Below are 23,070 nucleotides of genomic sequence, written 5' to 3' on the forward strand. Positions count from 1 at the left end.
CTTGCACCTTGCGCGCGGCGAGGACATGGGAAATGCTCCTCACATGCGACACATCCTTGTCACGGCACATTCGCCGTTGAGGTGACCCCCTGCGGACCATGGCGCGCTTTGGCAAATGTGCTTAGCGCCAAGTATAATGGGTCATGGACTCATCCGTCCTCGCGCGCGCGTTGGGACGCCTGGGAGGCCTGTCGCGGGCCCGGCGACTCACGCCTGCGGACAAGTCGCGCATTGCTTCGATGGGCGGCCATGCGCGCCGCGCGTCCCTCCTGGCGGCCCGCCGGATCGCAAACAACTTCCACTACCTGGCGGCCGTCGACGAGCTGCGTCCGGCCCCTGCGGTGAAGCGGCTGCGCACATGCCGCGCGCGACTGCCGGAGCCGTTGCGGCGTGGCTGAGCCGCCTGATCACCTCCGCATCGTCGCGAAGATCACGAAGGGCTTGGGAAGTCTAGGCTTCGAGCCGGTCCTGGTCGGCGGCATGGCGTTGGTCGTACTCGGATCCCGGCGTGTCACCCGCGACTTCGACTTCGCCGTCGCCCGTCCCGCGGATCGCCTCGACTCCGTAGTGGATGTGTTCTACGGTCACGGCCTGGAACTCGTCTCACGCCTCGACGATGACGGCGAGGTGACCGCGACGATCGACAATCGGCGCGTCGCGTCGATCCGGCTCCGCCTCGACACACCCGCCAGCGCGGCCTTCTTCAATGTCAGCACGGGGCTTCGCATTGATCTGCTCTTCGACTTTCCCATGCCCGCAGCCGACCTCGTGGCGCGCGCGACGCGCCTCAAGATTCGCGGACAGCCACTGCTGATCGCGTCTGAGCACGACCTTCTGCGTTTGAAGCGAACGGCTGCGGCGGCGCGCTCAGTCCCGGGTGACGCGGACGATATCGCCTTCCTGGAGTCGCGGAAGCAGCGGCGGCCTGGCGACCGGGACCCGGCAAAGATCAGAAGCGAACACTGAACGGGAACCGGGGAATACGGCCCTCCGTCATATACCTTGCGTGACCAGATATATGGCTATACCATCCTGCTATGGACGCTGACCAGAGCCGCGACGGCGCGCGGAAAAGCATCGAGCGGGAGCTGAAACGGGGCACGCTGGAGTTAATCGTGCTGCACCTGCTGGCCCCGGGCGAGGCCTACGGGTACGAGATCGTCTCCACGCTCACCGCACAGAGCGATGGCGCCCTGACGGTGACAGACGGCACGTTGTATCCGGTGCTGTATCGCCTGGAACGGGCCGGATTCGTCCAGGTGCGGTGGGACACACCCGACCGCGGCGTGCCCCGCAAGTACTACCGGCTCACCCCGGCTGGCCGCACCGAACTGGCCCAGCTGGAACACGAATGGACCACCTTTGCCACGGCAATGGCGAAGCTGCTAGGCAACGAGAGGAGCTGACCGTGACCCCGTTTGATAGCTATGTCGAGCAAGTACTCGATCGCATCCCTCATCACCTGCCGTTGCGTGCCGAGGTGGCCCAGGACCTGAGGAGCACGTTCGCCGATCGACAGGCCCTCGGCCAGAGCGCCGAAGAGGCCATTCGACAACTGGGGGATCCCACAACGCTGGCGGAGTCGTACCTGTCCGCGGTGCCGATGACGCCGGCGCCCTTCATGGATCGTGTCGGCGCGAAGCTCCTGGACACAGTGCTCTTCTGCCTGATGCTGGTGATCCCGGCGCTCATCTACCTGCGGATGACTTCCGGCAGCGACCGAGGGCTGTGGACCATCGCAGTCGTTCTGATGGTTGGAGTGATCGGCATGGGGTTCTGGCTCCTGAGTGCCTGGGCAGAGACGCGCTACAGCCGTACGCCCGGCAAGAAGCTGATGGGCCTGCACGTGGTGCGCGAATCGGGAACTCGCATCAGTTTTGGCCAGGCCATCGTTCGTCAGTTGCCGGTGTTCCTGCAGATCTTCTGGATCGATGCCCTGTTCGCGCTCTTCACCGATCGGCATCAGCGCGCGTTCGAACTGCTCTCACGCACACGGACGGTGCGCGATGCCCGGAGTGCGTCGCTGATGCTTTAGGCAGTGCAACACTGCAGCGGCTCGTGAAATCGCGGCGTGTGCGATAGCGGCGTTAGAACGCGACGATCGTCTCGAGGTAACCGAAAATGAGGCGCCGACCCTGAAACAGGCGTCCCACTACTTCGCCGCCCGCCATGCGCCCGAGGTACGCGTTGGCCGACACATGCCGCGAGATCGTCCAGTCTGCTGCTCCTTCGATCACCCAACCGAGGTCGGGCGAGCCGTTGGCCCGGCGCCCCGCAAATCCGTAACTCGTGCCCTCGCGGGCCGCCGCTCCACTGCCCGCGTACCAGAGGTCTGCCGGTTGAGTCAGGCGCAAGCGGTGCCAGTCGAGGCGAAAGCCCAGGCGCGACGAGGGACGAGTCTGCAGTTGTGCAAACACGTCGGTGAGATTCATCAAGCTGTAGGCCGTCGAAAACGCGTACTTTCGGCCGGTCGGCAGCATCTGAAAAAACGTGCCGTGGGTGCCGTCAGTGGCGTCCTTGTCGCCGGAACTTCTGAATACGCCGACGCGCAGCCAGGGTCGGGCGGGAGCCGCGGTCCATTGGTATCCCAGTTCACCCGCAAGTGCGCCGGCGCGATGGTCCTGCCCGTACCAGTCGCCGACCTGACCCACGGCCCAGACCACCACGTCGAGGGAGCCGGTGCCAAGGGGATACGCGCCGACGAGCGTTCCACCGACGGTCGTGATGTGGACGTCGGCGGCTTGCGCCGGCAGGAACGCATTATCGGGGCGGGCCGTCACCGGCCGTTCGTCGGCATAGCGGTAGGCAAAGGCCTGCGCCTCGGTCCTGGAGAACAACGTCCCGGGTTTGGCGGTCAATGATGCGGCCGTCACCCAAAGCCGATTGATGGGTTTGCCCGCCTCTTCCTCGAATCCCCCTTGTGTTGGACGCAGCACGGCACCGAATACATGCCACCGGGGGCGATCCACGTCGAAGCGAACGCCGTCGAACGCCCGCTGGTACAACGACCACTCGAATTCGCCGATCAGGCGGGCGTCCAATCGCTGGCGCTTGACGGCTTCGATCCGTGTATCTCCAGACGGAGACTCCGCACCCACCGTGACCCCAAAGCGGCCAAGTTGCACACGAACGCCCGCACCGGGCTTGAACGTGGCGTGCAGCGCCTTGAGATACACCCGGCGGCTGTCGGTACGCCGAGCCTGATCGAAATACAACGCGCCCGTGCCCAGTGGGCCAGGGCCAATCGCCGTGGTGGGCAGACCGCCGAACTGGACGTATTGCACCTGCGCGCCAAATTCCAACCGCTGGCGCTTCCCCTCCACTCCCACCAGCAGGCGGTTGGCAACAAATTCATAATCGGGCGTTCCGCCGCCTGGTTGTGGCCGAAAGAAACGCCACACTTCGGCCCGGGTGGTATTCCGGACTCGCCAGACGATGGCGGGCGGAGTGGCGCCGGCCTGGCTGGGGGCAGGAGCCTGTGCCAGGACGGGTGCCGGAACAAAGGCGGCGGCACCTGTGAGAAGAACGGTCAGGGCGGTTCCGGCGTGTTGGGTCATGGTCCCTACCAGTTTTTCCTAGCGGGCCTCCCCGCCCATATGACAGCCGTCAGACCACCGGAGGCCATCCCTGGGGCATAGTTCCAACGGTATGGACATGAATCCGCGAACACCCACTATTCCCTCCGCCATCTCCGGCGTGGTCGTGCGCTCCCGTCAGGAGGATCTTGCCGCCGTGGCCGCACGACTCGCACACCTGCCGGGTATCGACGTGCACCATCTGGAAGCAGCCACCGGGCGCGTCATCATCACGCTTGAGACTGAATCCAGCGATCAGGAAGAAGCGCGGATGGAGTCCGTGCGTCGCGAACCCGGCGTACTGAGCGCAGAGTTGGTCTATCACTACGTCGATCCACAGGGAGCCGTCTGATGGACGCCACGAGACGCCGTTTTCTGAAGACCGGTATTGCCGCCGCCACTGGAGTGGCCGTTGGCCTGCACCTGCCCGAATACCTGGTCGCCCTCGGTCAGGCCGTCCAGGCCGGTTGGTCGTGGGACAAGGGCGTGTGCCGTTTCTGCGGTGTCGGGTGCGGCATCCAGATTGCCACCGACAAAGGGCGCATCGTCGCGATCAAAGGCGATCCCGACAGCCCGGTCAATCGCGGCCTGTTGTGTGTGAAGGGATACGCGAACGCGAAACTCCTGTACGGCGACGATCGGCTCACGCAGCCTCTGCTCCGCATGAAGGACGGCCGCTTCGACAAGACCGGCGACTTTGTCGCCGTGTCGTGGGCGCGGGCATTCGACGAAATGACCGCGCAGTTCAGGCGCGTGCACGGCGAACTGGGGCCCACGGGTGTGGGCGTCATGGGCTCGGGCCAATACACGATTCAGGAAGGCTACGCGGCCGTCAAACTGGTCAAGGCCGGCTGGCGCAGCAATAACCTGGATCCCAATGCACGGCACTGCATGGCGTCGGCCGTGGCCGCCTTCATGCAGACGTTCGGCATCGACGAGCCCGCGGGCAACTATGACGACATCGAACTGACAGACACGGTGGTCACCTGGGGTGCCAACATGGCCGAGATGCACCCGATGTTGTGGGCCCGCGTCATCGACCGCCGGCTCAGTCACGCGCCAATGCGGCTCATCAACCTCACCACATTCACCACACCAACGTCTGCGATGGCCGACCTCGAACTGGTCTTCAAGCCGCAGACTGACCTGGCGATCTGGAACTACATCGCGCGCGAGATTCTTGCGCGCAAGGCCGTCGACCAGACGTTCGTCGAGCGCCACTGTGTGTTTGCCACAGGCCACAACGACATCGGCTTCGCGCTGCGCGACGCCGACTCGCGGGAACAGTCGCAGGGCCACCGGAAGCAGGCCGGACAGCACTGGCTGATTTCACTCGAGGACTTCCGTCAGGGCGTGGCGCCCTACACGCTCGACTACGTCGCGCGACTGGCGAAGGGCGATTCTGCCGAACCGCTGAACGCGTTCAAGGACAAACTGGTGCAACTGGCGGATGCGTACGCCGATCGCGCGCGCAAGGTGGTCTCGTTCTGGACGATGGGGTTCAACCAGCACACGCGCGGGACCTGGGTGAATGAACAGGCGTACATGGCGCACCTGCTCACTGGGAAGTTCGCCACACCCGGCAACAGCGCGTTCTCGCTGACGGGACAGCCGTCGGCGTGCGGCACCGCCCGCGAGGTCGGGACGTTTTCGCACCGGTTGCCAGCCGACATGATGGTGGACAACCCGGCGCACCGTGCAAAGGCAGAAGAGATCTGGCGCCTGCCGGCCGGCACCATCAATCCGCAACCCGGCAGCGACATCACACGAATGATGCGCGATCTCGAAGACGGCACGCTCAAGTGGTTGTGGGTGCAGGTCAACAACCCGTTCCAGGCCACGGCCAACGCGAACCACTGGATCGAAGCGGCGCGCAAGAACGACGCGTTTGTGGTGGTCTCGGACGCCTATCCGGGGATCTCGTGCAAGGTGGCGGACCTCATCCTGCCGTCGGCGATGATTTTCGAGAAATGGGGCGCATACGGCAACAGTGAGCGTCGCACCCAGATGTGGCGGCAGCAGGTGCGCGCACCAGGTGAGGCACGGTCTGACCTGTGGCAGATCCTGGAGTTCTCCAAACGCCTGACGGTCGGGGAACTATGGGGCGCCCACGGCGCTCTGCCCAGTGTGCTCGACGGTCTCGGCCCGTTCGCGTATCGGCCAGACAGCACGTTGTACGAAGTGCTGTTTGCCACCACGGCCAATCGCAACGTCGCGTGGCCGGATCCCGTGGCGGACAGTCATCCGAATGACACAGTCACGCACCTGCGCGAACAGTGGTTCCCGGAGAAGGCGCTGTTTGAGGAATATGCGATTTTCGGTCGCGGTCACGCCCACGACCTGGCGCCGTTCGACCGGTATTTCGATGAGGACGTGCGCGGCTTGAAGTGGCCCGTGGTCAACGGAAAAGAAACGCAGTGGCGATTCAACGCCGACCACGATCCGTACGCCGCCAAGGGCTCGGGCTTCGATTTTTACGGCCCGGCGATGAAACAACTGCCGCGCGGCAACCTCAACGGCATCACCGATACCACACCCGTCGCGCTGCCGGGCAAAGCGAAGATCTTCTTCCGGCCCTACGCGGCTCCGCCCGAGATGCCTGACACGGAATGGAACCTCTGGCTGAGTACGGGACGCGTGCTGGAACACTGGCACTCCGGCACGATGACCCGTCGCGTACCCGAACTGCACAAGGCCGTGCCATCGGCCCTGGCGTACATGCATCCAGATGATGCTGAGTCGAGGGGGCTGGCGCGCAACGACGCGGTGTGGATTGAATCGCGTCGAGGGCGAGTGAAGACCCGAGTGGAAACAGCGGGGCGTTACGGCCCTCCGAAAGGGCTGGTCTACGTGCCGTGGTTTGATGAAAACGTGTTCATCAACAAGGTCACGCTGGATGCCGGGTGTCCTATCTCGCGCCAGACCGATTTCAAGAAGTGTGCAGTGAAAGTCTACAAAGCTGAGGAGGCGCGATGACGGCACGACGCATGCTCCTGGCGTTCCTGGTGGTGGCGGTGGCCGTCGTGGCCATGGCGTTCTGGCGTGCCGGTCAGGATGGCGCCGCCGGGCCTGGAGTGTCGGACCTCGACATCGGCCTGCGACGGACGGCGCTGACTGACGATCGCGTGCCGCCATTGGCCGTGTTCACGGACGCCACGCCGGGCGGTAACGCCAAGCTGGCGCGCGCCTTTGATGGCGCGCCGCCGCTCATCCCGCACAGCCTTGACGGGTTCGTGCCGATTCGGTCGTCCGAAAATACCTGTCTGCTCTGTCATCAGACAGGCAGCACCGACCCTGCCGATCCGCCGCAGGTGCCCCGCAGTCACCTCACCGATCTTCGCGCTGCACCCGACGTGGTGCGAGAAACCGTGGCTGGTGCGCGCTGGAACTGCACCGCCTGTCACGTCATGCAAAGTGATGCGCCCGTGCTGGTCGGCAATCGTTTCGGCACGACGGGGCGATAGACCCAAGCTGCTGCCGGCGGCGCGCTGGTGATCAAGGCCGACGTCGCAGCGTCCAATGGACTCATCCATGTGATCGACACCGTGTTGATCCCGAAGTAGGGTACGCCTGCCCGCAAGTCAGCGCGCCACCTGTGGGCCCGACAGGGCCAGTCCCCGAACCGGGCTGATATCCGCCACGTAGATGCTGCGCCCGTGTGTGGCGATGACGAGCTCGCCCTCGCGAGGATGCACCACCAGGTCATGCACCGGAATCGTCGGCAGGTTGGCGCGCAGCGACATCCACGTCACACCGCGGTCCACGGAGGCATACACCCCCGAATCAGTGCCCAGATACAGGATGCGCGCGTTTGCAGGATCCTCGCCGACGACGTTGATGGGTTCGGCGGGGAGGTTGCCGGCCAGCGACGTCCACGTCTGCCCGTAGTCGCGCGAGACGTACAGATACGCTGTGAACTCGTTGTAGCGGTACCCGGTCATGGAGACAAAGACCGTGGCTTCGTTGTGGCGCGACGCCACGACACGCGTGATCCAGCGCTCCGGCAACGACTCACCGATGCGGGCCCACGTGGTTCCTCCGTCGCGGGTCACATGCAACCGCCCGTCGTCGGCGCCGGTGTAAATCAGATCGGCGCGCAGCGGCGACTCGGACACGCTGGTCAAGGTGCCCCAGGGCACATTGCCCTGCACCGCCGGGCCACTGGTGAGGTCGGGACTGACGGCTGTCCACGAATCCCCACGATCGGGCGACTTGAAGAGGCGCTCAGCCGCGTAGTACATCGTGCGAGGATTGTGCGCCGAGAAGAAGAATGGCGTCATCCAGTTGGTGCGATACGCCGGCTGGCCGGGCGGCGCCTTCGGCGCAATGGCCTCACTGCGTCCCGTGGACATGCGCTTGCGCCTCAACTCCCCGAATTGATGTTCGTAGTAGTAGACGTCCTTGTCGGACGGATCGCGGTAGGTAAAGTACGAGTCGCCTCCGCCCCATTGGTCGAGGTAGACATGGGTCCACTGATCGCCACGGTCGGCAGCCATCGTCTGCGTCGACACACCAAAGAGCGCGGCGTTATCCTGCGTCCCCCCGTAGATGTTGTACGGCGTGTCCATGTCCACCGACACGGCGTAGAACTCGCCTATCGGAATGTTGTTGAGATGCAGCCACGAGGCGCCCCGGTCGTAACTCAGATGCAGGCCTCCGTCGTTGCCCAACAACATGTGGTCGCCATTTTCCGGATTGATCCAGAGATCGTGCTGATCAAGATGCAGCACCGTGGATCCGTGCGGCAGCAGGTGCACCAGCGTGCCCTGAATCTGACGGTAGGTGCGCCCACCGTTCCCCGACACCATGAACCGGTTGTTGGGCAGATACACGACGTCTTCGTTGTCGGGGGCCACCTGGATGAGGCAGAAGTCCCAGCCGGTCGCCACCGGCTCGGCATTGACCTTCCGCCAACTGCTCCCGGCATCGTCGGACCGATAGACTTCCCCACCAATTCGATCGGGCGCCTGGGCGCCGCCGCGGCCACGCCCGCCGGCCGGAAGCGCGGATGGGGGTGCGTAGTTGTCGACCAGCGCATACACGACGCGGGGATTGGAACGCGCAATGGCGAAACCAATGCGACCGACATTCGCGCCAGACGGCAGACCATTGGCCAGCAGCGTCCATGTGGCGCCGCCGTCCGTGCTCTTGTAGGCCCCGCTGCCGGGTCCGTTCGGCGTGTGGCCCCACGCCTTGCGCGACCGATCCCACATCGCCGCGTACACCACGTCAGGATTCGACGGGTCCAGCGCAAGATCGATCGCCCCCGTGCGCCCGTTCACATAGAGCGTGCGCTGCCACGTCTTGCCGCCATCAGTTGTGCGAAATACCCCGCGCTCTTCGTTCTCAGAGTAGAGGCGGCCGATCGCCGCAACCCAGACACGGTTGGGGTCCTTCGGGTGCACGAGCACCTGCGCGATGTGATGGGAGTCGGTCAGTCCCATGTTCGTCCAGGTTGCGCCGGCGTCCACTGACTTGTACACGCCGAACCCGGCGTACGAACTGCGGGCCATCAGCACTTCGCCTGTGCCCACCCACACCACGTTGGGATCAGACGGCGCGACGGCGATGGAGCCGATCGACGTCGTGGCTTCCTTGTCGAAGATCGGCGTCCACGTTGTGCCGTTGTTGACCGATTTCCACACGCCGCCGATGCCGGCGCCGGCATAGATGGTGGAAGGCCGACCCGGTGCCACCGCCACGGTTTCGATGCGTCCTCCCTGCAGTCGGGGTCCCACCGAGCGCCATGACAGCGCCGTGACGGGAGACTCCCGTGCCATCTGTTGATGGCGCGCCCAGGCCTCACGTCGCGCGTCCGAACCGGTCGCCGGCACCGAAAGACCTCCACGAGGCCCGGTGCCGGGCGCTTGCCCCTCGCCCGAGGCGTGCACCACCCAGCCCGCAGCGATGAAGACCCCCACCCCGAGCGCGCTCCACACCACCAGCTTGCGCACGTCTCTCATCCACATGGCCGAGAGAATACCGCTCTTTGCCAGGAAGGCGGTGGCGGCCTACCGCCGAATCGCCTGCAGGATGCCCTCTTCCTTCATCAGTGCTTCAATTTCCGCGACCGTCCGCGGCGCGCCGGCCGAGAGCACCTCACGCCCCGTTGCAGTGATCGCGACGGTGTCCTCGATACGGATGCCAATCTGTTCGTCGAACCGGAAGAGCTGAATGTCGCAGGCAAAGACGAAACCGGGCTTCAGCACTTCATCGGGACCGGCAAACGTGCCCATGACGTCGTGGGTCGCCAGGCCAATCGAGTGGTTGTAGCCGCCGTAGCGGATGATGCTGGCAAAGTCGCTCGCAAACCGCTCGAGCCCGTTTGCCTTGAGCGCCTCTTCCATTTTCTGGCCCACCTGGCGAAGCGTGATACCGGGCCGGTAGTTCTCGATGGCCGCGTCGCGCACGACGAGCGCCGCCTCATACAACTCGCGCTGTCTGGCCGAGAATTTCCCCGAGACGGGGAACGTGGTGGAGATATCCACGTGATAGTTGCCGAGGTCTGGTCCCGCGTCGAGTATCACGAACTCCCCGTCGGCCAGCACGCGGTCGTAGGCGTGATAGTGGCCGTAGGCGTGATTCTTCCCCGACATGATGATCGTGTAGTAGGCCAGTCCGCGGCTGCCACCGAGCGCGGTGACGAACTCGAACAGAGCCGCCAGCGACCGCTCCGCAACGCCCGGCTGAGTCGACCGGATGAACGCCTTGTGGCCCTCCACGCCCAACTGCGCCGCATCGCGCATGAGCGCCAACTCGGCCGTCGACTTGTATTTGCGCAGATTCCAGACCAGCGTTGAACTGTCGCGAACGTCGACCTGCGGAAACCGCTCGCGCAGCAACTTGACGAACTGCAGTTCCCGGGTCAATCGCCCGTCCCAGTCATTCATCGTCATCGATCGCTGCAGCGCGTTGAACTTTTCGTTGCTGTTCTCGGGGCCGATTTCCTCGGGCCTGAACAGGGTGTAGACGGGCGTGTTGCGGCGGACAAGGCCGGCGAGATACCCATTGAAGCCATCGGCTGGCATGACACGCTCGATGCCGGTGACCTTGGCCGGTGCCCGGACCAGGTCCACCGGAAGGCCCATCCCATCAGCGGTCTTTTCGTCCATCGTGAAGAACAGCACGCTTTCTTTTCGCATGCCGTCTACGACCAGGACGGCGTCAGGAATTTCAACGCCGGTCATGTAGAAGAAGTCGTGCCCCTGCCGGAAGGCGACGTCGCTCTCCGGCGTCGTCGCTCCCAGAAAGATCGCAACCCCGTCGCCGATGCCTCCCATCAACAGGCTGCGCCGCGACGCGTACTCCGCCGTATCGAGTGCGCGTGCCGTGGGCGCCGCAGGACTCACCGACACGGCCACACACACGAATGCCACTGCCAGAAGACGTCGTCTCATCGCCATTCTCCCTTTGGCGGCGCACCGTGAAGCGGCGGTGCCGCGGGCCATGGGCGCATCATACTCGGGAGTCGCGTCTGCACTTCCTCTCGTTGGACTGCGTGCTCGACCGCTCTTAGCGCGCGGAGCGTCAACGTGTGCGCGCGTTCTTTGTCGATACGCGCACGCGAGTACACGAGCGGAAAGAATTCATCGTTCGCCCACAGCGCGTGCAGGTTGCTGAAGAATGGGCTCTCGGGTTGTGCCGACTGGCCGGGCACGTTGGTCACAAGTGATCGATCCCAGTCGGCCACGTCGAGAATTTCGCGATAACTCGCGCCGTCGGCGGCGAGGGTGCCGGTGCCGCCCGGACGTTCGACGGTCGCGAGGCTGTAGGCGGGCACCAGCGGGAACGGGAACGGCCGCGTGTGCAAGCGTCCCCAGCGCCACTGCGACCAGTCCGCGCCCTGTGAGGACGTCATCTCGGCGACGGCTTTCGCCAGCGTCGCTTCGTGTTCAGCCTTTCGTGCGTCCGCAGACCGTGACGGGTCACGCTCTGCGGCGCTCGACATGCCGCGCCACACGTCGTGGATGGCCGCCGCGGCGCTGTCCCTGGCGAGGGTTGCGTTCCACGAGGCGAGCAACTGTCGCGCGCGTTCGACCGCTGCGGTTGAGGAGGTCCATCCACGAAACAGCGCAATCTCGCTCTCCGCGCGCAGATGTCTGGCGTCGAGCTGCATACGTCGGTGGTCGTCCAGCGTGAAGGGCTTCGGCGAATCAAACAACTGCCGCAGCCGGGTAATGCGCTCGTAGGGCAGATTGGCTGACGACTTGAACATGAGCGGCGGCGCGTAGTCCTTCGGCTGCACGTTGTGATTGGCGGTCGCAATGAAGCCGCGCTCGGGATTGAGCTCACGAGGCAGGTCCCGACGGAAACCATTCCACTCATACGCGCCGGTGCCGGGCACCGGCAGTCGGCCCACCCAGGACCGTCCGTCCGCACCGGCGGTGCGGCGATCGGGCGTGAGTGCCGAGGCCTGCCAGGAGATATTGCCCTCGACATCGCCGCAGATCAGGTTCTCGCTCGGAGCCTTCCAGTACATCGCATCGGTGAGGAACGTTTTGCAGTCCTTGGATTGCGCCAGGCGCAGGCTGCCAAGGTAGGGCGCCGTGCCGGGCTCGAGCATCGCCGAACGAAGAACGTAGAACTTGTTGCGCGCGCGGTCCTCGTGGAACACCGGACCGTGCCGTGTGAACTTCAGCTCGACCGTCTCCGCGGCGCCGCCTTTGACGCGCACTTCTTCGCGCACCACGCGCACCGGTTCCCACTGTCCGCGGAATCGGACTTCACCGGGATTGGCCGGATTGACGTCCTCCACGTAGACGTCCTCCATGTCGGTGCCGACAATCGTCAGGCCCCATCCGAGTCGTTCGTTGTGACCGATGGCCGCGCCGACAAACGGCACTTCGCCCGATCCGATCACGTTCCAGCCTGGCGCATGCAGGTGGACGATGTAGCGCAGCGACGGATGGGTCACCGTGCGATGAGGATCGTTGACGACGACGGGTTTGCCGGTCGCTGAGAGGCGGCCACTCACCACCCAATTGTTTGAACCGGGAGGATCAGGTGGCGCGGAGGGGCCAAACGTCTTCGGTTCAAATCCGCTGCGGCCGCGCGCGCCGACCAGGGGCCGATACTGTTCCAGGATCTCAGGCGTATTCCCGCCGCGACCGCCGCCGCCCGCGCGTCCACCGGTCGTGGTGACGGTCTCGTCGATGATCGAGAGGTCGAGGCCTTCGGGCAACGCCAGGTCGTCCCAGGGATCCGGATTGCGTTGACGATTCGCCGCCTCGCGCCCCAGCCGCACCACCGCACGCGCCAGTGTCAGTTCTGCGGTGGCGTCACCAAACGTTGCCGTCCGCAGTACGACGGTTTCGGCCGTCCACGGGTCCGGCGTGACGCCGGTCAACACGAACTCGATAGGCAGTGTGTTCTTGTGCGCGGTGATAAAAGCATTCACGCCCGCCGCGTACGCCTCGAAGATGCGTTTGCCGTCCGGGTGATAACTCGTCCATTCACGATCATCCATGGGGCCGCGATACCGGAGCAGCCGCGCCTGCCGATCACGCCCGACCGCCTGCGGCCCGAGGATCTCGGCCATGCGGCCTTCCCGCTCGCGCCGCCACATCTCCATCTGCCACAGCCGGTCCTGGGCCATGACATACCCCTGCGCAAAGAACAGATCCTCCGTGTTCTGCGCGTAGATGTGCGGGATGCCCCAGCGATCGCGAATCACCTCGACGGTGTCACGCAGTCCCACGAGGCGTTGCTCACCATCGATTGGCGTGAGCGCCGCCCGCGCCAGCGCCCGAAGCGCATCAGGAGGCGTCGCCACCTGCCGGGCAGGCAGCGCGACGATGGTGACGAGGAGGAGGGTGAGGACGCCGGCAAGAAGCAGTCTGGGTCGCGCCATGACGCACAGCTTACCCGGCTTCGGTATTCACGCCCGACATGGTGCCGAGGTTGTTTCGGCCGCGCGGACGATAGGCGTGAGGGGCGAACCACAACGTCCCCGGCCCCGGCGTCGAGTCAGGCCGTCTGACGACGTAGGAGGTAAGGGCATAAACGCCCGACGGTGCGGAACGCATGACCTGCGTGGGTTCGGCCACCGATTCCGAGAGCAGTGTCAGGTGATCGGCAGGGAACGTGTGGCGCCACATCTCAGCGCCCCTGTCGTCAATGGCGGTGACACCGGTCTGGGTCACAACGGCCTTCGCGATCTGTCCGGTTGCCACCGGCGAAAGCATGGTCCAACTCAACCCCAAGGTAATGATCGCGAGAGACGCAAGCGTCGGGAACCAGAAGATCCGTCGAGGCGCCGAAACAGGAGGCGTCGGGGGAGGGTGGACTTCGGGAGCAACAGCCGTTGTCTCAGCGCGAACGGATCCGGTAGTCGCGCGAAGCCAGATACTCGGCGATGGCCTTCCACGAATCGAGGCGATCCATCTCGCGCAACATCCTACACGACCGGTTCTTCAGCCCACGGTCCCGCCCGATTTCCGCGGACGGTCGAGGCGAAGGCTGGAAGCTGCGTCCATCAACTCCGCCCAGGTCAGCACTTCTGCTGGCGCGGCCGTCTGGTATTCTCTGCCGGAATGCCCAGACGAGTCCTCTCACTGCTTGCCTTCCTGGCGTGCGCCGCCGTGCTGTCCGCACAGGCCGTGCCGCCGCCGGTGACCGCCGCCGATCTGTCCGCACTCCGGTTCCGCACCATCGGCCCGGCAAACATGAGCGGCCGCTTCGTGGACCTCGCGGTCGTCGAGCGCGACCCGTACACGTTTTACGCGGCCAGCGCCACGGGTGGCATCTTCCGCACCACCGACAACGGCGTCACGTTCGCGCCCGTCTTCGAGAAGGAGGCCGTGCACTCGGTTGGCGCCATCGCCGTGAATCAGTCCAACCCCGACATCCTGTGGGTGGGCACGGGTGAACGGGCCAACCGGCAGAGTTCGTCCTGGGGCGACGGTGTCTACAAATCCACCGATGCGGGCAAGACGTGGACACACGTCGGCCTGCGCGATTCACATCACATCGGTCGCATCGTGCTGCACCCGTCAAATCCCGACGTGGCGTTCGTGGCGGCGATGGGCCATCTGTGGGGGCCGAATGACGAACGCGGCCTGTATCGCACCACGGACGGCGGCCGGACGTGGACGCCGGTGCTGCGCGTCAACTACGACACCGGCGTCGTGGACGTGGCGATGGATCCATCCGACCCGCAGATCATGTACGCCGCCGCCTATCAGCGCCGGCGCACGGCGTTCGGCTTCGACGGCGGAGGGCCTGGCAGCGGACTGCACAAATCCACGGACGGCGGCACCACGTGGCGCAAGCTGAGCGGCAACGGCCTGCCGGCCGGCGAATACGGACGGATCGGCATTTCGATTTACCGCAAGGATCCGCGCGTGGTCTACGTGTCGATCGAACAGGGTGGCAAGTACAACGCGTCCACCGCGTACATCATCCGCAAGGGCGGCGTGTATCGCTCGGATGACAAAGGCGAACACTGGACGTTCAAGAGCGACTGGAATCCGCGCCCGATGTACGCGAGCCAGATCCTCGTCGACCCCTCCGATGACCAGCGCATCTACATGGTCAACACGTTCAGCTACTCCGACGACGGCGGAGTCACGTTCCGGCCTGCGCGGCAATCGCTGCATGGCGACGACCGCCTGGTTTGGGTGGACTGGCGCGACTCGCGCCACATCATCAAGCTCGACGATGGCGGAATAGGCATTTCGTACGATCGCGGGCAGAAGTGGCTCTACATCCCGTCACTGCCGGTCAGCCAGCTCTACCGGGTCGCGGTGGACAACGCGGTGCCCTACAACATCTACGGCGGCTTCCAGGACAACGGCTGCTGGATGGGACCGAGCGCCACCTATCAGACGACCGGCATCCTCAACGAAGACTGGAAGCGCCTGTGCGGCGGCGACGGATTCTTTGTGGCGCCCGACCCGGACGATCCGCGACGGGTCTATTCCGCCTCGCAGTTTCTGGGTCTCGCCCGGGGCGATCTGCAAACCTGGCAGAGCTCCAGCGTCCGTCCCGGAGACCCCACGGGCGCGATTGGCGGCCGGCGCAATTTTGACATCTACGCGCAGAAGCTGCCGGCGCCGGAGCTGGGCAACGCCATGCACCCTGCGAACTGGGACGCGCCGTTCCTGCTTTCGCCGCACGACACGAAGACGATCTATGCCGGCGGCAAGCACCTGTTTCGAAGCCGGGATCAAGGCACCACATGGGAAGACTTGGGCGACATGACGACCGGCGTCGATCGACGGTCGTTGCCAATCATGGAGCGCCTGCCCACCGACGACACACTATCGCTCGATGACGGCGTGCCCTACTGGCCGACGATCTCGGCCCTGGCGGAATCGCCGCGAGTGAAGGGCCTTGTCTACGTGGGGGCCGACGACGGGCGGTTGCGAGTGTCGCGCGACGAGGGGAAGACCTGGACGAACGTGGACGCGCGAGTGCCGGGCCTGCCCAAGGGCGCCTGGTTCTCGGGCCTCGAGCCCTCCCGTCACGCGGATGGCACGGTCTACATGGTGGTGGACAATCACCGCAGCGACGACTTCACGAACTACGTCTACCGATCGACGGACTTCGGCCAGACCTGGACGTCAATCGTTGGAGACCTGCCCGCGAAGCGCGTCGCGCGCACGATCAGGGAAGACGCGCGGAATCCGGCACTGTTGTATCTGGGCACCGAGTTCGGGCTGTTCGTGTCGATAGATGTCGGCGCGCACTGGGTGCCGCTCGGCGCCAACCTGCCGACGCTGGCGATCAACGACCTGCTCGTACACCCGCGTGACCAGGACCTGGTGTTGGCCACGCACGGACGCGGTGTGTGGATTCTCGATGGCGTGAGCGCGCTGCAGGAACTGACGCCGGCGGTGGCTGCGTCGGCGGCGGCGTTGTTCACGCCGAAGCCAGCGGCCATGATTCGCTACTCGAGTCTCAAGGCGCACATGGGCGACATGGTGTTTCGCGGCGAGAATCCGGCCGCAGGCGGCGCCATCGACTACTGGATTGGCGGATCGCCCACCGAGGTCGTGCTCACGATTCACGACGCCGCCGGCGCCGAGGTACGCCGCGTGGCCACGACGAAACAGCGCGGGGTGAATCGCGCCACCTGGAATCTCCGGCATGCCGATCTGGCGGCTGGTGGCGCGGCGACGGCCGCTACAACAGATGATGAGGCGCCTGGCGGTGGTCGTATGCAGGGGCCGTGGGTGGCGCCCGGCGACTACACCGTACGCCTGCGCGTGGATGGACAGACCCACGAAAAGACGATGACCGTTCGCGAGGATCCGCGCATCGACATCCCGCTCGACGATCGGCGCGAGTGGCGCGCCGCGCAGACGGCGGCCGGCGAACTCCACACCCGCGCCGTCGCCGTCACCGCGAAACTGGCCACTGCCGCCGCCAGCCCTGCGCTGGCGGAACAGCGCCGGCTGGCGCGAGAGGTGGCCGGCCGGCTCAGTGCGCTCTACAACGAAGTTGATCGGTGGACCGGTCGTCCGACCGCCGACCAACTCTCGAAGCTCGCCCACTATCGCCGCATCGTCGAATCACTGGAGCGGTGATCAGGCCGCTCAGGTGCGCAGCACAATGATTGGATTGACGCGAGACGCGCGGACCGCCGGGATGAGTGCCGCGACAAGGCCGGCCAGCGCGAGCACCCCAACAGCCGCAGCGTAGAGCCACGGATCCTGAGGCTCGACCTGAAAGAGGAATGACGCCACGACCCTGGTGGCCATCGTCGCGACGGCCGTGCCAATGACGATGCCAGCGGCGAGGATGGCGGCGGCTTCCCTGAGCACGCTGTTCCGCACATCCGACGGTTGCGCGCCGAGCGCCATCCGCACGCCGACCTCACGCGCCCGTTGCGCGACGATGTAGGACATCACGCCATAGATGCCGATCGTGGCGATGGCCAGCGCGAGCGCGCCGAAGACCGCGACCAACACAGTATTCAGACGCCGCGGCTTGAGCAGGTTGTCGAACAGGGCGCTCAACGGCTGGACCGCTCCCACGCGCACGGTTCCGGCCGTCTCCGCCGCCGCCTTGAGTTGCGCGGGAGATGGCGTGGCGCCGCGACGAGTGCGCACAATCAACGCGCCACCCATGCCTGTGGCTGGCCCGACCGGCACAAACACCTCGGGCACGACGTCCACTTCCGGCCCCTTGACGCGTGAACCCCGAACCACGCCGGTGACCGTGCGCACGGTGCCATCGCCGGTCTGCACGGACTGGCCGATCGGATCATCGCCCCCGAAGAATCGCTGAACCGCCAGTTCGCTGATCACGATTGCGCTCTGCCCAACCGCTGCGCGGGTGGCCCCTCCGAACCCATCCCCACGCACCATCGTCATGCCCATCACGTCGAAGTAGTTTGCCGACACAGCTTTGATTTCCACACTGCTTTCCGTGTTGGCGAGCGCCGGGCGGTCAATAACTCGAAGCGCGGTGGCCGCCGAGCCACCCGACAGCGGCGCCCCGCCAGTCCCCATGAACGCGACGGCCTCAATGCCTGAGACGCCCGCCACCGACATTCGTGCGTCTTCCACAACGGCCGACGCCCGCTCTCGTTCGGCGGCCCGCCCTTCGGGCGGCACCGATCGCAGAATCGCGTTGACACGCACCATCGTGAGCGGCTTGTAGTCGAAACCCAGGTCGAGACGCATCACGTTTGCGAAGCTGGCCAGAAACAGCGACGCGCCCACGAGCAGGACGACGGCGAGCGCCACTTCCGCCACCATGATGCCCGTCCGAAGCCGGCGACGGGTCGCGCCGCTCGTGCCGCCTCCGGCGGTCTGCACCAGCGTCGAGGACACATTTGACCGGGAGTGCTGCCACGCCGGCAGCAGCCCGAACACGATTCCAGTGACGATGCTGGTGGACACAGCGACGGCGAGGACACGCGCGTTGATCGCGATTTCCGACAATCTGAACAGGGTCGGAGGCAGCAGCGCCCCGATCGCTTCCACGCTCCACCACGCGGCAAGCACGCCGAGGGCGGCGCCCATCGCCGACAGCAGCAGGCCTTCGACGAGCAGTCCACGCGTCAACACCCAGCGCGAGGCGCCAAGCGCTGAACGCACCGCGATTTCGCGAGCGCGGGTCGTAGATCGCGCGAGGACGAGATTGGCCACGTTCGCGCACGCGATGAGCAACAGCATGGCGACCGACGCCAACAGCATGCGCATCGCTGGGCCCGCGTCGCCTACCAGCCAGGTGCGCAACGGCATCACGGTGCTGGTACGGTTCTCAAACCAGGCCGGGTAGGCTTGAGCCAGATCCGCGGTCACTGCGGCCATCCCGGCGCGCGCCTCAGGCACCGACACCCCAGGCGCCAGCCGGCCGATCACCGTCAGGAAATAGGCTTTGCCTGGGGCGTTACGGTCGCGGTCCTCACGCAGCGGCACATACGGGTGCCACACAAACTCGACTCCGGCCTGCGGCATCGGATATCCGAAGTCGGGCGCGAACACGCCGACAATCTGCCATGGCCCGTCGGCGGCAGGGATCGTTCTGCCCACCACTCCAGGGTCAGCAGCGAAGCGACGCCGCCAGAGGGCGTCACTGATGATCAGCACCCTGTGGAATCCTTCGCTCTCCTGTTCCGCAGTGAACACCGCGCCCAGCGAGGGTCGCACACGCAGCACTCGCAGCAGGCTGGCGCTGACGCCGCGGACCTCCACGGCCTTGAGTTCCGGGTCGGCTGGTGCGAAAGCGCTGCGGCCGAACGTGCCTAGATCTTCGAAGACCGACTTGGTGCGCGACGTCCAATCGAGGAAGTTCTGTGGCGCCGCCGGACCCGGTCGACCGGTGGTCCGCGTCACCTCGAGCACACTCACCAGCCGGGATTCGTCCTCGAATGGCAGAGCCTTGAGCACCACCGCGTCCACCACAGAGAACATTGCGGTGGTGGCGCCGACGCCCAGGGTCAGCACGGCCAGGGCTACCAGGGTGAACCCGGGTGCCAGCCAGAGAGCGCGCCACGCGTGTCGCAGGTCAGTCCACATGCGAGTGAGTATGGCTGAAAAAAAGGGCCGGCACCGTGATGGTGCCGGCCCTCGAGTAATCGATCGTCTCGTCGCTGATCGCGATCAGCGGCGGTTAGAACACGTAGCTCAACTTCGCGTAGACCACATGCGCCTTGTACGGGCCGTTGTCGGGCTTCATGAAGACGTACACGCTCTGCGGCATGAGCAGACTGCCCTGCGTGAACGCATCCCGGAAGTCATACTTCTCGAACCAGTACCCCATGCTGATCTTCCAGTCCGTGGCCACGTTGTAATCAAGGTTCGCGACGACGGTGGTCAACTCGGTGTCGTCGTAGTCCACGATGTCCGCAGCGCCGCCCTGTCCCGGCAGAATGAGCGTCGTACGACCCGGCGTGTAAAACGAACCGGCTTCGCGCGCGGTGATGTCCATCAGGCCATCAACCTTCTGGTGCATCGCGTTAAACGACAGTGTCCACTTCTCCGGCACGATCTGGAACACCGCGTTCGCGCCGTAGGTGTCGGTCTTGTCGCTGCCCGCGTAGTTGAGCAGGTTGTTGAGTGCCGTGCCCGTGAGGGTGGCCCACTGATTCGTGGAACGGTCCTTCTCGTAGGTGTAGTAAGCGCCGATAGCGGCCCGGTCGTTCGGAGTGAAGTCGACCTCTACTGTATAGGTGTCGTACTTCGCGTCCAGCAGGCCAACGGGGGTGTCCGGAATCTCCGGTGCGCCTACCGTAGTGGCTCGCCGATTCGGCCGGTTGGTGAACTCGACGTGACGCCTCCCGTAGTCGAAGCTCAGGTCGAGGGTGCTGATCGGCGACAGGATCACGGCGACCGATGCGCGCTTGGTGTCACGCTCGGCCTCGTCAGCCTGGAACCCGTAGAACGTCTCGCCCTCCGCCGTTCGCGAGATGTCCTCGTACTTGGCGCGCAGACTCACCAGATCGCTGCTGCGGTAGATCGCTGCGGCCTGGTACCCGGTGTCTTCGCCCTTGGTGGCCTCGCGATAGGTCCGCGTGATTTTCGTATTGTGGAACACGCCTTCAACCGTGAGGTCGCCGAAGTCGTAGGTGGCGGCCGCGAGCAGACGTTTCGTGTTGGTGTCGTACGGATTCGCGGTGAGATGCCCGTATGGTGCATCGGCCGCGATGGTCGTGTTCACCCAGGCCCGATCCGGATTCGGCGACGTGTCCCCGGAAATGACCCACCGGTCGGTCTTGTTGGTGAGGTCATGGGTGCGGTAACTGGCGCGGAGGCCCAGGGCCTTGACGGGCCGCGAGGAGAAGTTCAGGTTCACCGTCGTCGTGTTGATCTTGCCGTTGAGTGACGGCTTCTGGAGCGACGAGACGAGGTTGGCCGGCTGTGCGGTGCCCGTCAGGATCACCGAGTTGATGGTGTACGGGTAGAACGCGGCGTTTTGCGTCCACCGCCCCATCGCGACGTCACCACTGAGGCGGGTCTGCTTGGCGAACTTCAACAGGAACCCGGCCGAGCCCGTGCTGGCCTCGTTGTCAGGCGCGTTGACAAACAGGCTGCGCGAGGGTCCGCCCAGTGCTGGGGTCGCGCCCACCGCGTTGGTGGACACCGCATCAAACGCCTGGAACGGGTTGTCGATGGTCAGTGTCTCGGCGTTGTTGTCATACAGGTTGCGGTTGAACGCCGCGTGGACGTTGCCTCGTGTGAAGTTGTACGCCGCGCGGAAGCCGAAGTCCTGGACCACGTCGTCTGAACGCTCCGGCACCTCGTAGGACGGGTTGACCTGGCTGCGGACGTTGCCGCCGCTCAGTCGGCGATAGCCGGATCTGACCTGGCGCATGTAGGTGACGGCCAGCGCATAGGGCGCGTCGCCGCCGCCGTATGTGAGCTCAGCCGAGCCACGTTTGCGGAGGCCCAGCAGGTCCATCACGTTGGCAGACGCCAGCGTGGGGCCCAGCAGGTTGTCATAAAAATCCACGGTCCGCGTGGCGGTTGGGAGCCGCGTGTCGTTGGCCGTCTGGAGCACCTGGCGCAGGGACGTACTCATCGTCCACACGCCTGGAGCGCTCTCGGAGAACATCGTGCGGCCGTTGTTTCCGATGTTGTGGGGAGTCTGGTTGTAGTCGAAGAACAGGCCCACCCTGCCCGAGTTCAACCAGCCGGTGTAGCGCTGGTCGGACTGGCGCACGTTAAACGCGTGGAAGTCGAAGAGGAATCCGTCCTTGCGACTGAAGACGTTCGCGTACGGGATCGAGATGTCCCTGGGCACCTCGCGGTACTCCTCGAACTTTGCCGACGAGATGTCTTTGACGCTCAGTGCGCCGAAGACGATCTTGCCGCCGGAGGTCTTGGCGGGCGCCTCTTGCGCCGCCGCGTATGAACCCGCCACGAGAAGCCCCATGGCGATAAGCGCCGTTACTCTCAGTATTTTTTTCATGGGGTTATCTCACGAAGTATGCGCCGGAGGGCGAGTTGGAGCCGTGAATATTCAAGTGGCACTTCGTACACCCTCGCTCAATGAAGCGTGAGTTGACGGTGGGGAAGCCGGTGGGCGCTCCTGGCGGCGCTGAACGAACGCCCGCCTCGGTTGAGAGGTTGTCACCGGACCCGAAATGACCGGAGCCGCTGATGTGGCAGTTCCAGCACAGATTCGGCATTTTCGAGGTGAGCATCGACTTGTGATTCGATCCATGCGGCTGGTGACAGGACACGCAGTCTTCACGAACCGGGGCGTGCTCGAACAGGAATGGTCCGCGCTTCTCGGTATGGCACGTGTAACAGAGTTCATTGACCGACTCTGCCTTGATCATCTTCGGGCGCACGCCGTCGTGCGGGTTGTGGCAGCTGGCGCAGCCCATCTTGCCTTCGCGCACGGGATGATGCGACGTCCGGTTCAGTTCGCTTCGTTCGGCTTTGTGACACGTGACGCAGGTCTCCGTATCCGTCTTGGTCTTGAGCTGGGCCTTGATTGACTTGTAGGCGTGCACACTGTGGCAGCTTGAGCAGGCCACATCGCGGCGCGCATGCATGCTGCTCAGGAAGCTGGCCTGATTGGCCTTTTCGTGGCAGCTAAGACAGATCGCGTTGCTCTCCTGGGCGTCGAGCTTCTTGAGCGTCGGCACCGGGCCATCCGTCCGGCCGTCGGCCTGCGCCTTCGCGTGTTCACTCGCGTTCGCGTGACAGTTGGCACAACTCTGTGTGAGTTCGCCGTGCTTGCTGTTTTTGAATGCCTCACTACCGGCTTTGTCATGGCAGGTGGTGCACTGTTCGACATCGATCGGTGTCGAGGCCGCAGCCATCGCCGACTGTTGAGCGACAGGCTGTGGAACTTTCGGCTCCACCGCTGTTTTTTCAACAGTGACGGGGGGTGCGCTCGCCGCCGAAGTCATCACCACCCTGACGCCAATCGCTCCTACCAACCAGAGACCCAACCCACAAGCCCACAACGCTTTAGGGCCGTTTCTGGGGATGTATCTGCCCATGCCAACCTCCTGCAAACCCTCGGTCCGAACAATTCCGGCGAGTAACCAGATGCACCTACCCGCAAACACCGTGCCGACGTGGTTCTG

General features: G+C 64.9%; 16 protein-coding genes and 1 pseudogene. 9 read left to right on the forward strand and 8 right to left on the reverse strand.

All coding sequences use genetic code 11. The annotated features are described in order from the left end of the window. Positions 1–143: 143 nt before the first annotated feature. The 4 genes from IPL75_21600 to IPL75_21615 all read left to right on the forward strand — a co-directional run bounded on the left by IPL75_21600 (position 144) and on the right by IPL75_21615 (position 2,035). On the forward strand, positions 144–398 hold the full coding sequence (locus IPL75_21600) for a hypothetical protein (GenBank protein MBK9242792.1): 255 nt from the start codon (positions 144–146) through the stop codon (positions 396–398). Continuing rightward, complete coding sequence (locus IPL75_21605) at positions 391–966, forward strand: hypothetical protein (GenBank protein MBK9242793.1); 576 nt, start codon at positions 391–393, stop codon at positions 964–966. The genes IPL75_21600 and IPL75_21605 overlap by 8 nt, the downstream gene beginning before the upstream one ends. A gap of 71 nt (positions 967–1,037) precedes the next feature. Next, entirely contained in the window at positions 1,038–1,406 is a 369-nt protein-coding gene (locus tag IPL75_21610; GenBank protein MBK9242794.1) for a helix-turn-helix transcriptional regulator, read from the forward strand. 2 nt (positions 1,407–1,408) lie between these two features. After that, complete coding sequence (locus IPL75_21615) at positions 1,409–2,035, forward strand: RDD family protein (GenBank protein MBK9242795.1); 627 nt, start codon at positions 1,409–1,411, stop codon at positions 2,033–2,035. 52 nt (positions 2,036–2,087) lie between these two features. On the opposite strand, the gene IPL75_21620 is transcribed toward IPL75_21615, so the two are convergent. Beyond that, positions 2,088–3,557 carry an alginate export family protein gene (locus IPL75_21620; protein ID MBK9242796.1) on the reverse strand — a complete coding sequence of 490 codons (1,470 nt, stop codon included), beginning with the start codon at positions 3,555–3,557 and terminating at the stop codon, positions 2,088–2,090. A 97-nt stretch (positions 3,558–3,654) separates the two neighbouring features. Between IPL75_21620 and IPL75_21625 the strand changes: the two genes are divergently transcribed. From IPL75_21625 to IPL75_21640, 4 genes and pseudogenes are all read left to right on the forward strand, one after another. Next, entirely contained in the window at positions 3,655–3,927 is a 273-nt protein-coding gene (locus IPL75_21625) for a chaperone NapD (protein ID MBK9242797.1), read from the forward strand. After that, complete coding sequence (gene napA, locus IPL75_21630; GenBank protein MBK9242798.1) at positions 3,927–6,551, forward strand: nitrate reductase catalytic subunit NapA; 2,625 nt, start codon at positions 3,927–3,929, stop codon at positions 6,549–6,551. Before IPL75_21625 ends, napA begins: the two co-directional genes overlap by 1 nt. Further along, positions 6,548–7,039: a nitrate reductase cytochrome c-type subunit gene (locus IPL75_21635; protein MBK9242799.1), complete on the forward strand. Its 492-nt coding sequence runs from the start codon at positions 6,548–6,550 to the stop codon at positions 7,037–7,039. Before napA ends, IPL75_21635 begins: the two co-directional genes overlap by 4 nt. A 21-nt stretch (positions 7,040–7,060) precedes the next feature. Beyond that, positions 7,061–7,138, forward strand: a pseudogene (locus IPL75_21640) (fasciclin domain-containing protein). An 18-nt stretch (positions 7,139–7,156) separates the two neighbouring features. Here the strand turns inward: IPL75_21640 and IPL75_21645 are convergent. The 4 genes from IPL75_21645 to IPL75_21660 are packed head-to-tail and all read right to left on the reverse strand — an operon-like array spanning position 7,157 to position 13,759. Continuing rightward, entirely contained in the window at positions 7,157–9,544 is a 2,388-nt protein-coding gene (locus tag IPL75_21645) for a hypothetical protein (GenBank protein MBK9242800.1), read from the reverse strand. 42 nt (positions 9,545–9,586) lie between these two features. Further along, positions 9,587–10,972 (reverse strand): aminopeptidase P family protein, encoded by a 1,386-nt coding sequence (locus IPL75_21650; protein MBK9242801.1) that lies wholly within the window; start codon positions 10,970–10,972, stop codon positions 9,587–9,589. Continuing rightward, positions 10,969–13,425, reverse strand: coding sequence for a penicillin acylase family protein (locus tag IPL75_21655; protein MBK9242802.1), 2,457 nt, complete (start codon positions 13,423–13,425; stop codon positions 10,969–10,971). Before IPL75_21655 ends, IPL75_21650 begins: the two co-directional genes overlap by 4 nt. A 10-nt stretch (positions 13,426–13,435) precedes the next feature. Next, on the reverse strand, positions 13,436–13,759 hold the full coding sequence (locus IPL75_21660; GenBank protein ID MBK9242803.1) for a hypothetical protein: 324 nt from the start codon (positions 13,757–13,759) through the stop codon (positions 13,436–13,438). 348 nt (positions 13,760–14,107) lie between these two features. Here IPL75_21660 and IPL75_21665 point away from each other — a divergent pair, with 348 nt between their 5' ends. Next, the gene (locus IPL75_21665; GenBank protein ID MBK9242804.1) at positions 14,108–17,104 is read left to right on the forward strand and encodes a hypothetical protein; all 2,997 of its coding nucleotides are present in this window, start codon (positions 14,108–14,110) and stop codon (positions 17,102–17,104) included. A gap of 9 nt (positions 17,105–17,113) precedes the next feature. On the opposite strand, the gene IPL75_21670 is transcribed toward IPL75_21665, so the two are convergent. The 3 genes from IPL75_21670 to IPL75_21680 form a co-directional block, all read right to left on the reverse strand. Further along, positions 17,114–19,546 (reverse strand): ABC transporter permease, encoded by a 2,433-nt coding sequence (locus tag IPL75_21670; protein MBK9242805.1) that lies wholly within the window; start codon positions 19,544–19,546, stop codon positions 17,114–17,116. Positions 19,547–19,640: 94 nt separating this feature from the next. Then, positions 19,641–21,938, reverse strand: coding sequence for an MtrB/PioB family outer membrane beta-barrel protein (locus tag IPL75_21675; GenBank protein ID MBK9242806.1), 2,298 nt, complete (start codon positions 21,936–21,938; stop codon positions 19,641–19,643). 4 nt (positions 21,939–21,942) lie between these two features. After that, complete coding sequence (locus IPL75_21680; protein MBK9242807.1) at positions 21,943–22,800, reverse strand: DmsE family decaheme c-type cytochrome; 858 nt, start codon at positions 22,798–22,800, stop codon at positions 21,943–21,945. Positions 22,801–23,070 lie beyond the last annotated feature (270 nt).

The organism is Acidobacteriota bacterium, from assembly GCA_016716905.1.
Taxonomy (GTDB): Bacteria; Acidobacteriota; Vicinamibacteria; order Vicinamibacterales; family SCN-69-37; genus SYFT01.

Excerpts from the sequence above, each read along its gene's own strand:
- IPL75_21600 (MBK9242792.1), top strand. The coding sequence starts at position 144 with ATGGACTCATCCGTCCTCGCGCGCGCGTTGGGACGCCTGGGAGGCCTG.
- IPL75_21610 (MBK9242794.1), top strand. The coding sequence starts at position 1,038 with ATGGACGCTGACCAGAGCCGCGACGGCGCGCGGAAAAGCATCGAGCGG.
- IPL75_21620 (MBK9242796.1), bottom strand. The coding sequence starts at position 3,557 with ATGACCCAACACGCCGGAACCGCCCTGACCGTTCTTCTCACAGGTGCC.
- IPL75_21625 (MBK9242797.1), top strand. The coding sequence starts at position 3,655 with ATGAATCCGCGAACACCCACTATTCCCTCCGCCATCTCCGGCGTGGTC.
- napA (MBK9242798.1), top strand. The coding sequence starts at position 3,927 with ATGGACGCCACGAGACGCCGTTTTCTGAAGACCGGTATTGCCGCCGCC.
- IPL75_21635 (MBK9242799.1), top strand. The coding sequence starts at position 6,548 with ATGACGGCACGACGCATGCTCCTGGCGTTCCTGGTGGTGGCGGTGGCC.
- IPL75_21645 (MBK9242800.1), bottom strand. The coding sequence starts at position 9,544 with ATGTGGATGAGAGACGTGCGCAAGCTGGTGGTGTGGAGCGCGCTCGGG.
- IPL75_21650 (MBK9242801.1), bottom strand. The coding sequence starts at position 10,972 with ATGAGACGACGTCTTCTGGCAGTGGCATTCGTGTGTGTGGCCGTGTCG.
- IPL75_21655 (MBK9242802.1), bottom strand. The coding sequence starts at position 13,425 with ATGGCGCGACCCAGACTGCTTCTTGCCGGCGTCCTCACCCTCCTCCTC.
- IPL75_21660 (MBK9242803.1), bottom strand. The coding sequence starts at position 13,759 with ATGCTTTCGCCGGTGGCAACCGGACAGATCGCGAAGGCCGTTGTGACC.
- IPL75_21665 (MBK9242804.1), top strand. The coding sequence starts at position 14,108 with ATGCCCAGACGAGTCCTCTCACTGCTTGCCTTCCTGGCGTGCGCCGCC.
- IPL75_21670 (MBK9242805.1), bottom strand. The coding sequence starts at position 19,546 with ATGTGGACTGACCTGCGACACGCGTGGCGCGCTCTCTGGCTGGCACCC.
- IPL75_21675 (MBK9242806.1), bottom strand. The coding sequence starts at position 21,938 with ATGAAAAAAATACTGAGAGTAACGGCGCTTATCGCCATGGGGCTTCTC.
- IPL75_21680 (MBK9242807.1), bottom strand. The coding sequence starts at position 22,800 with ATGGCTGCGGCCTCGACACCGATCGATGTCGAACAGTGCACCACCTGC.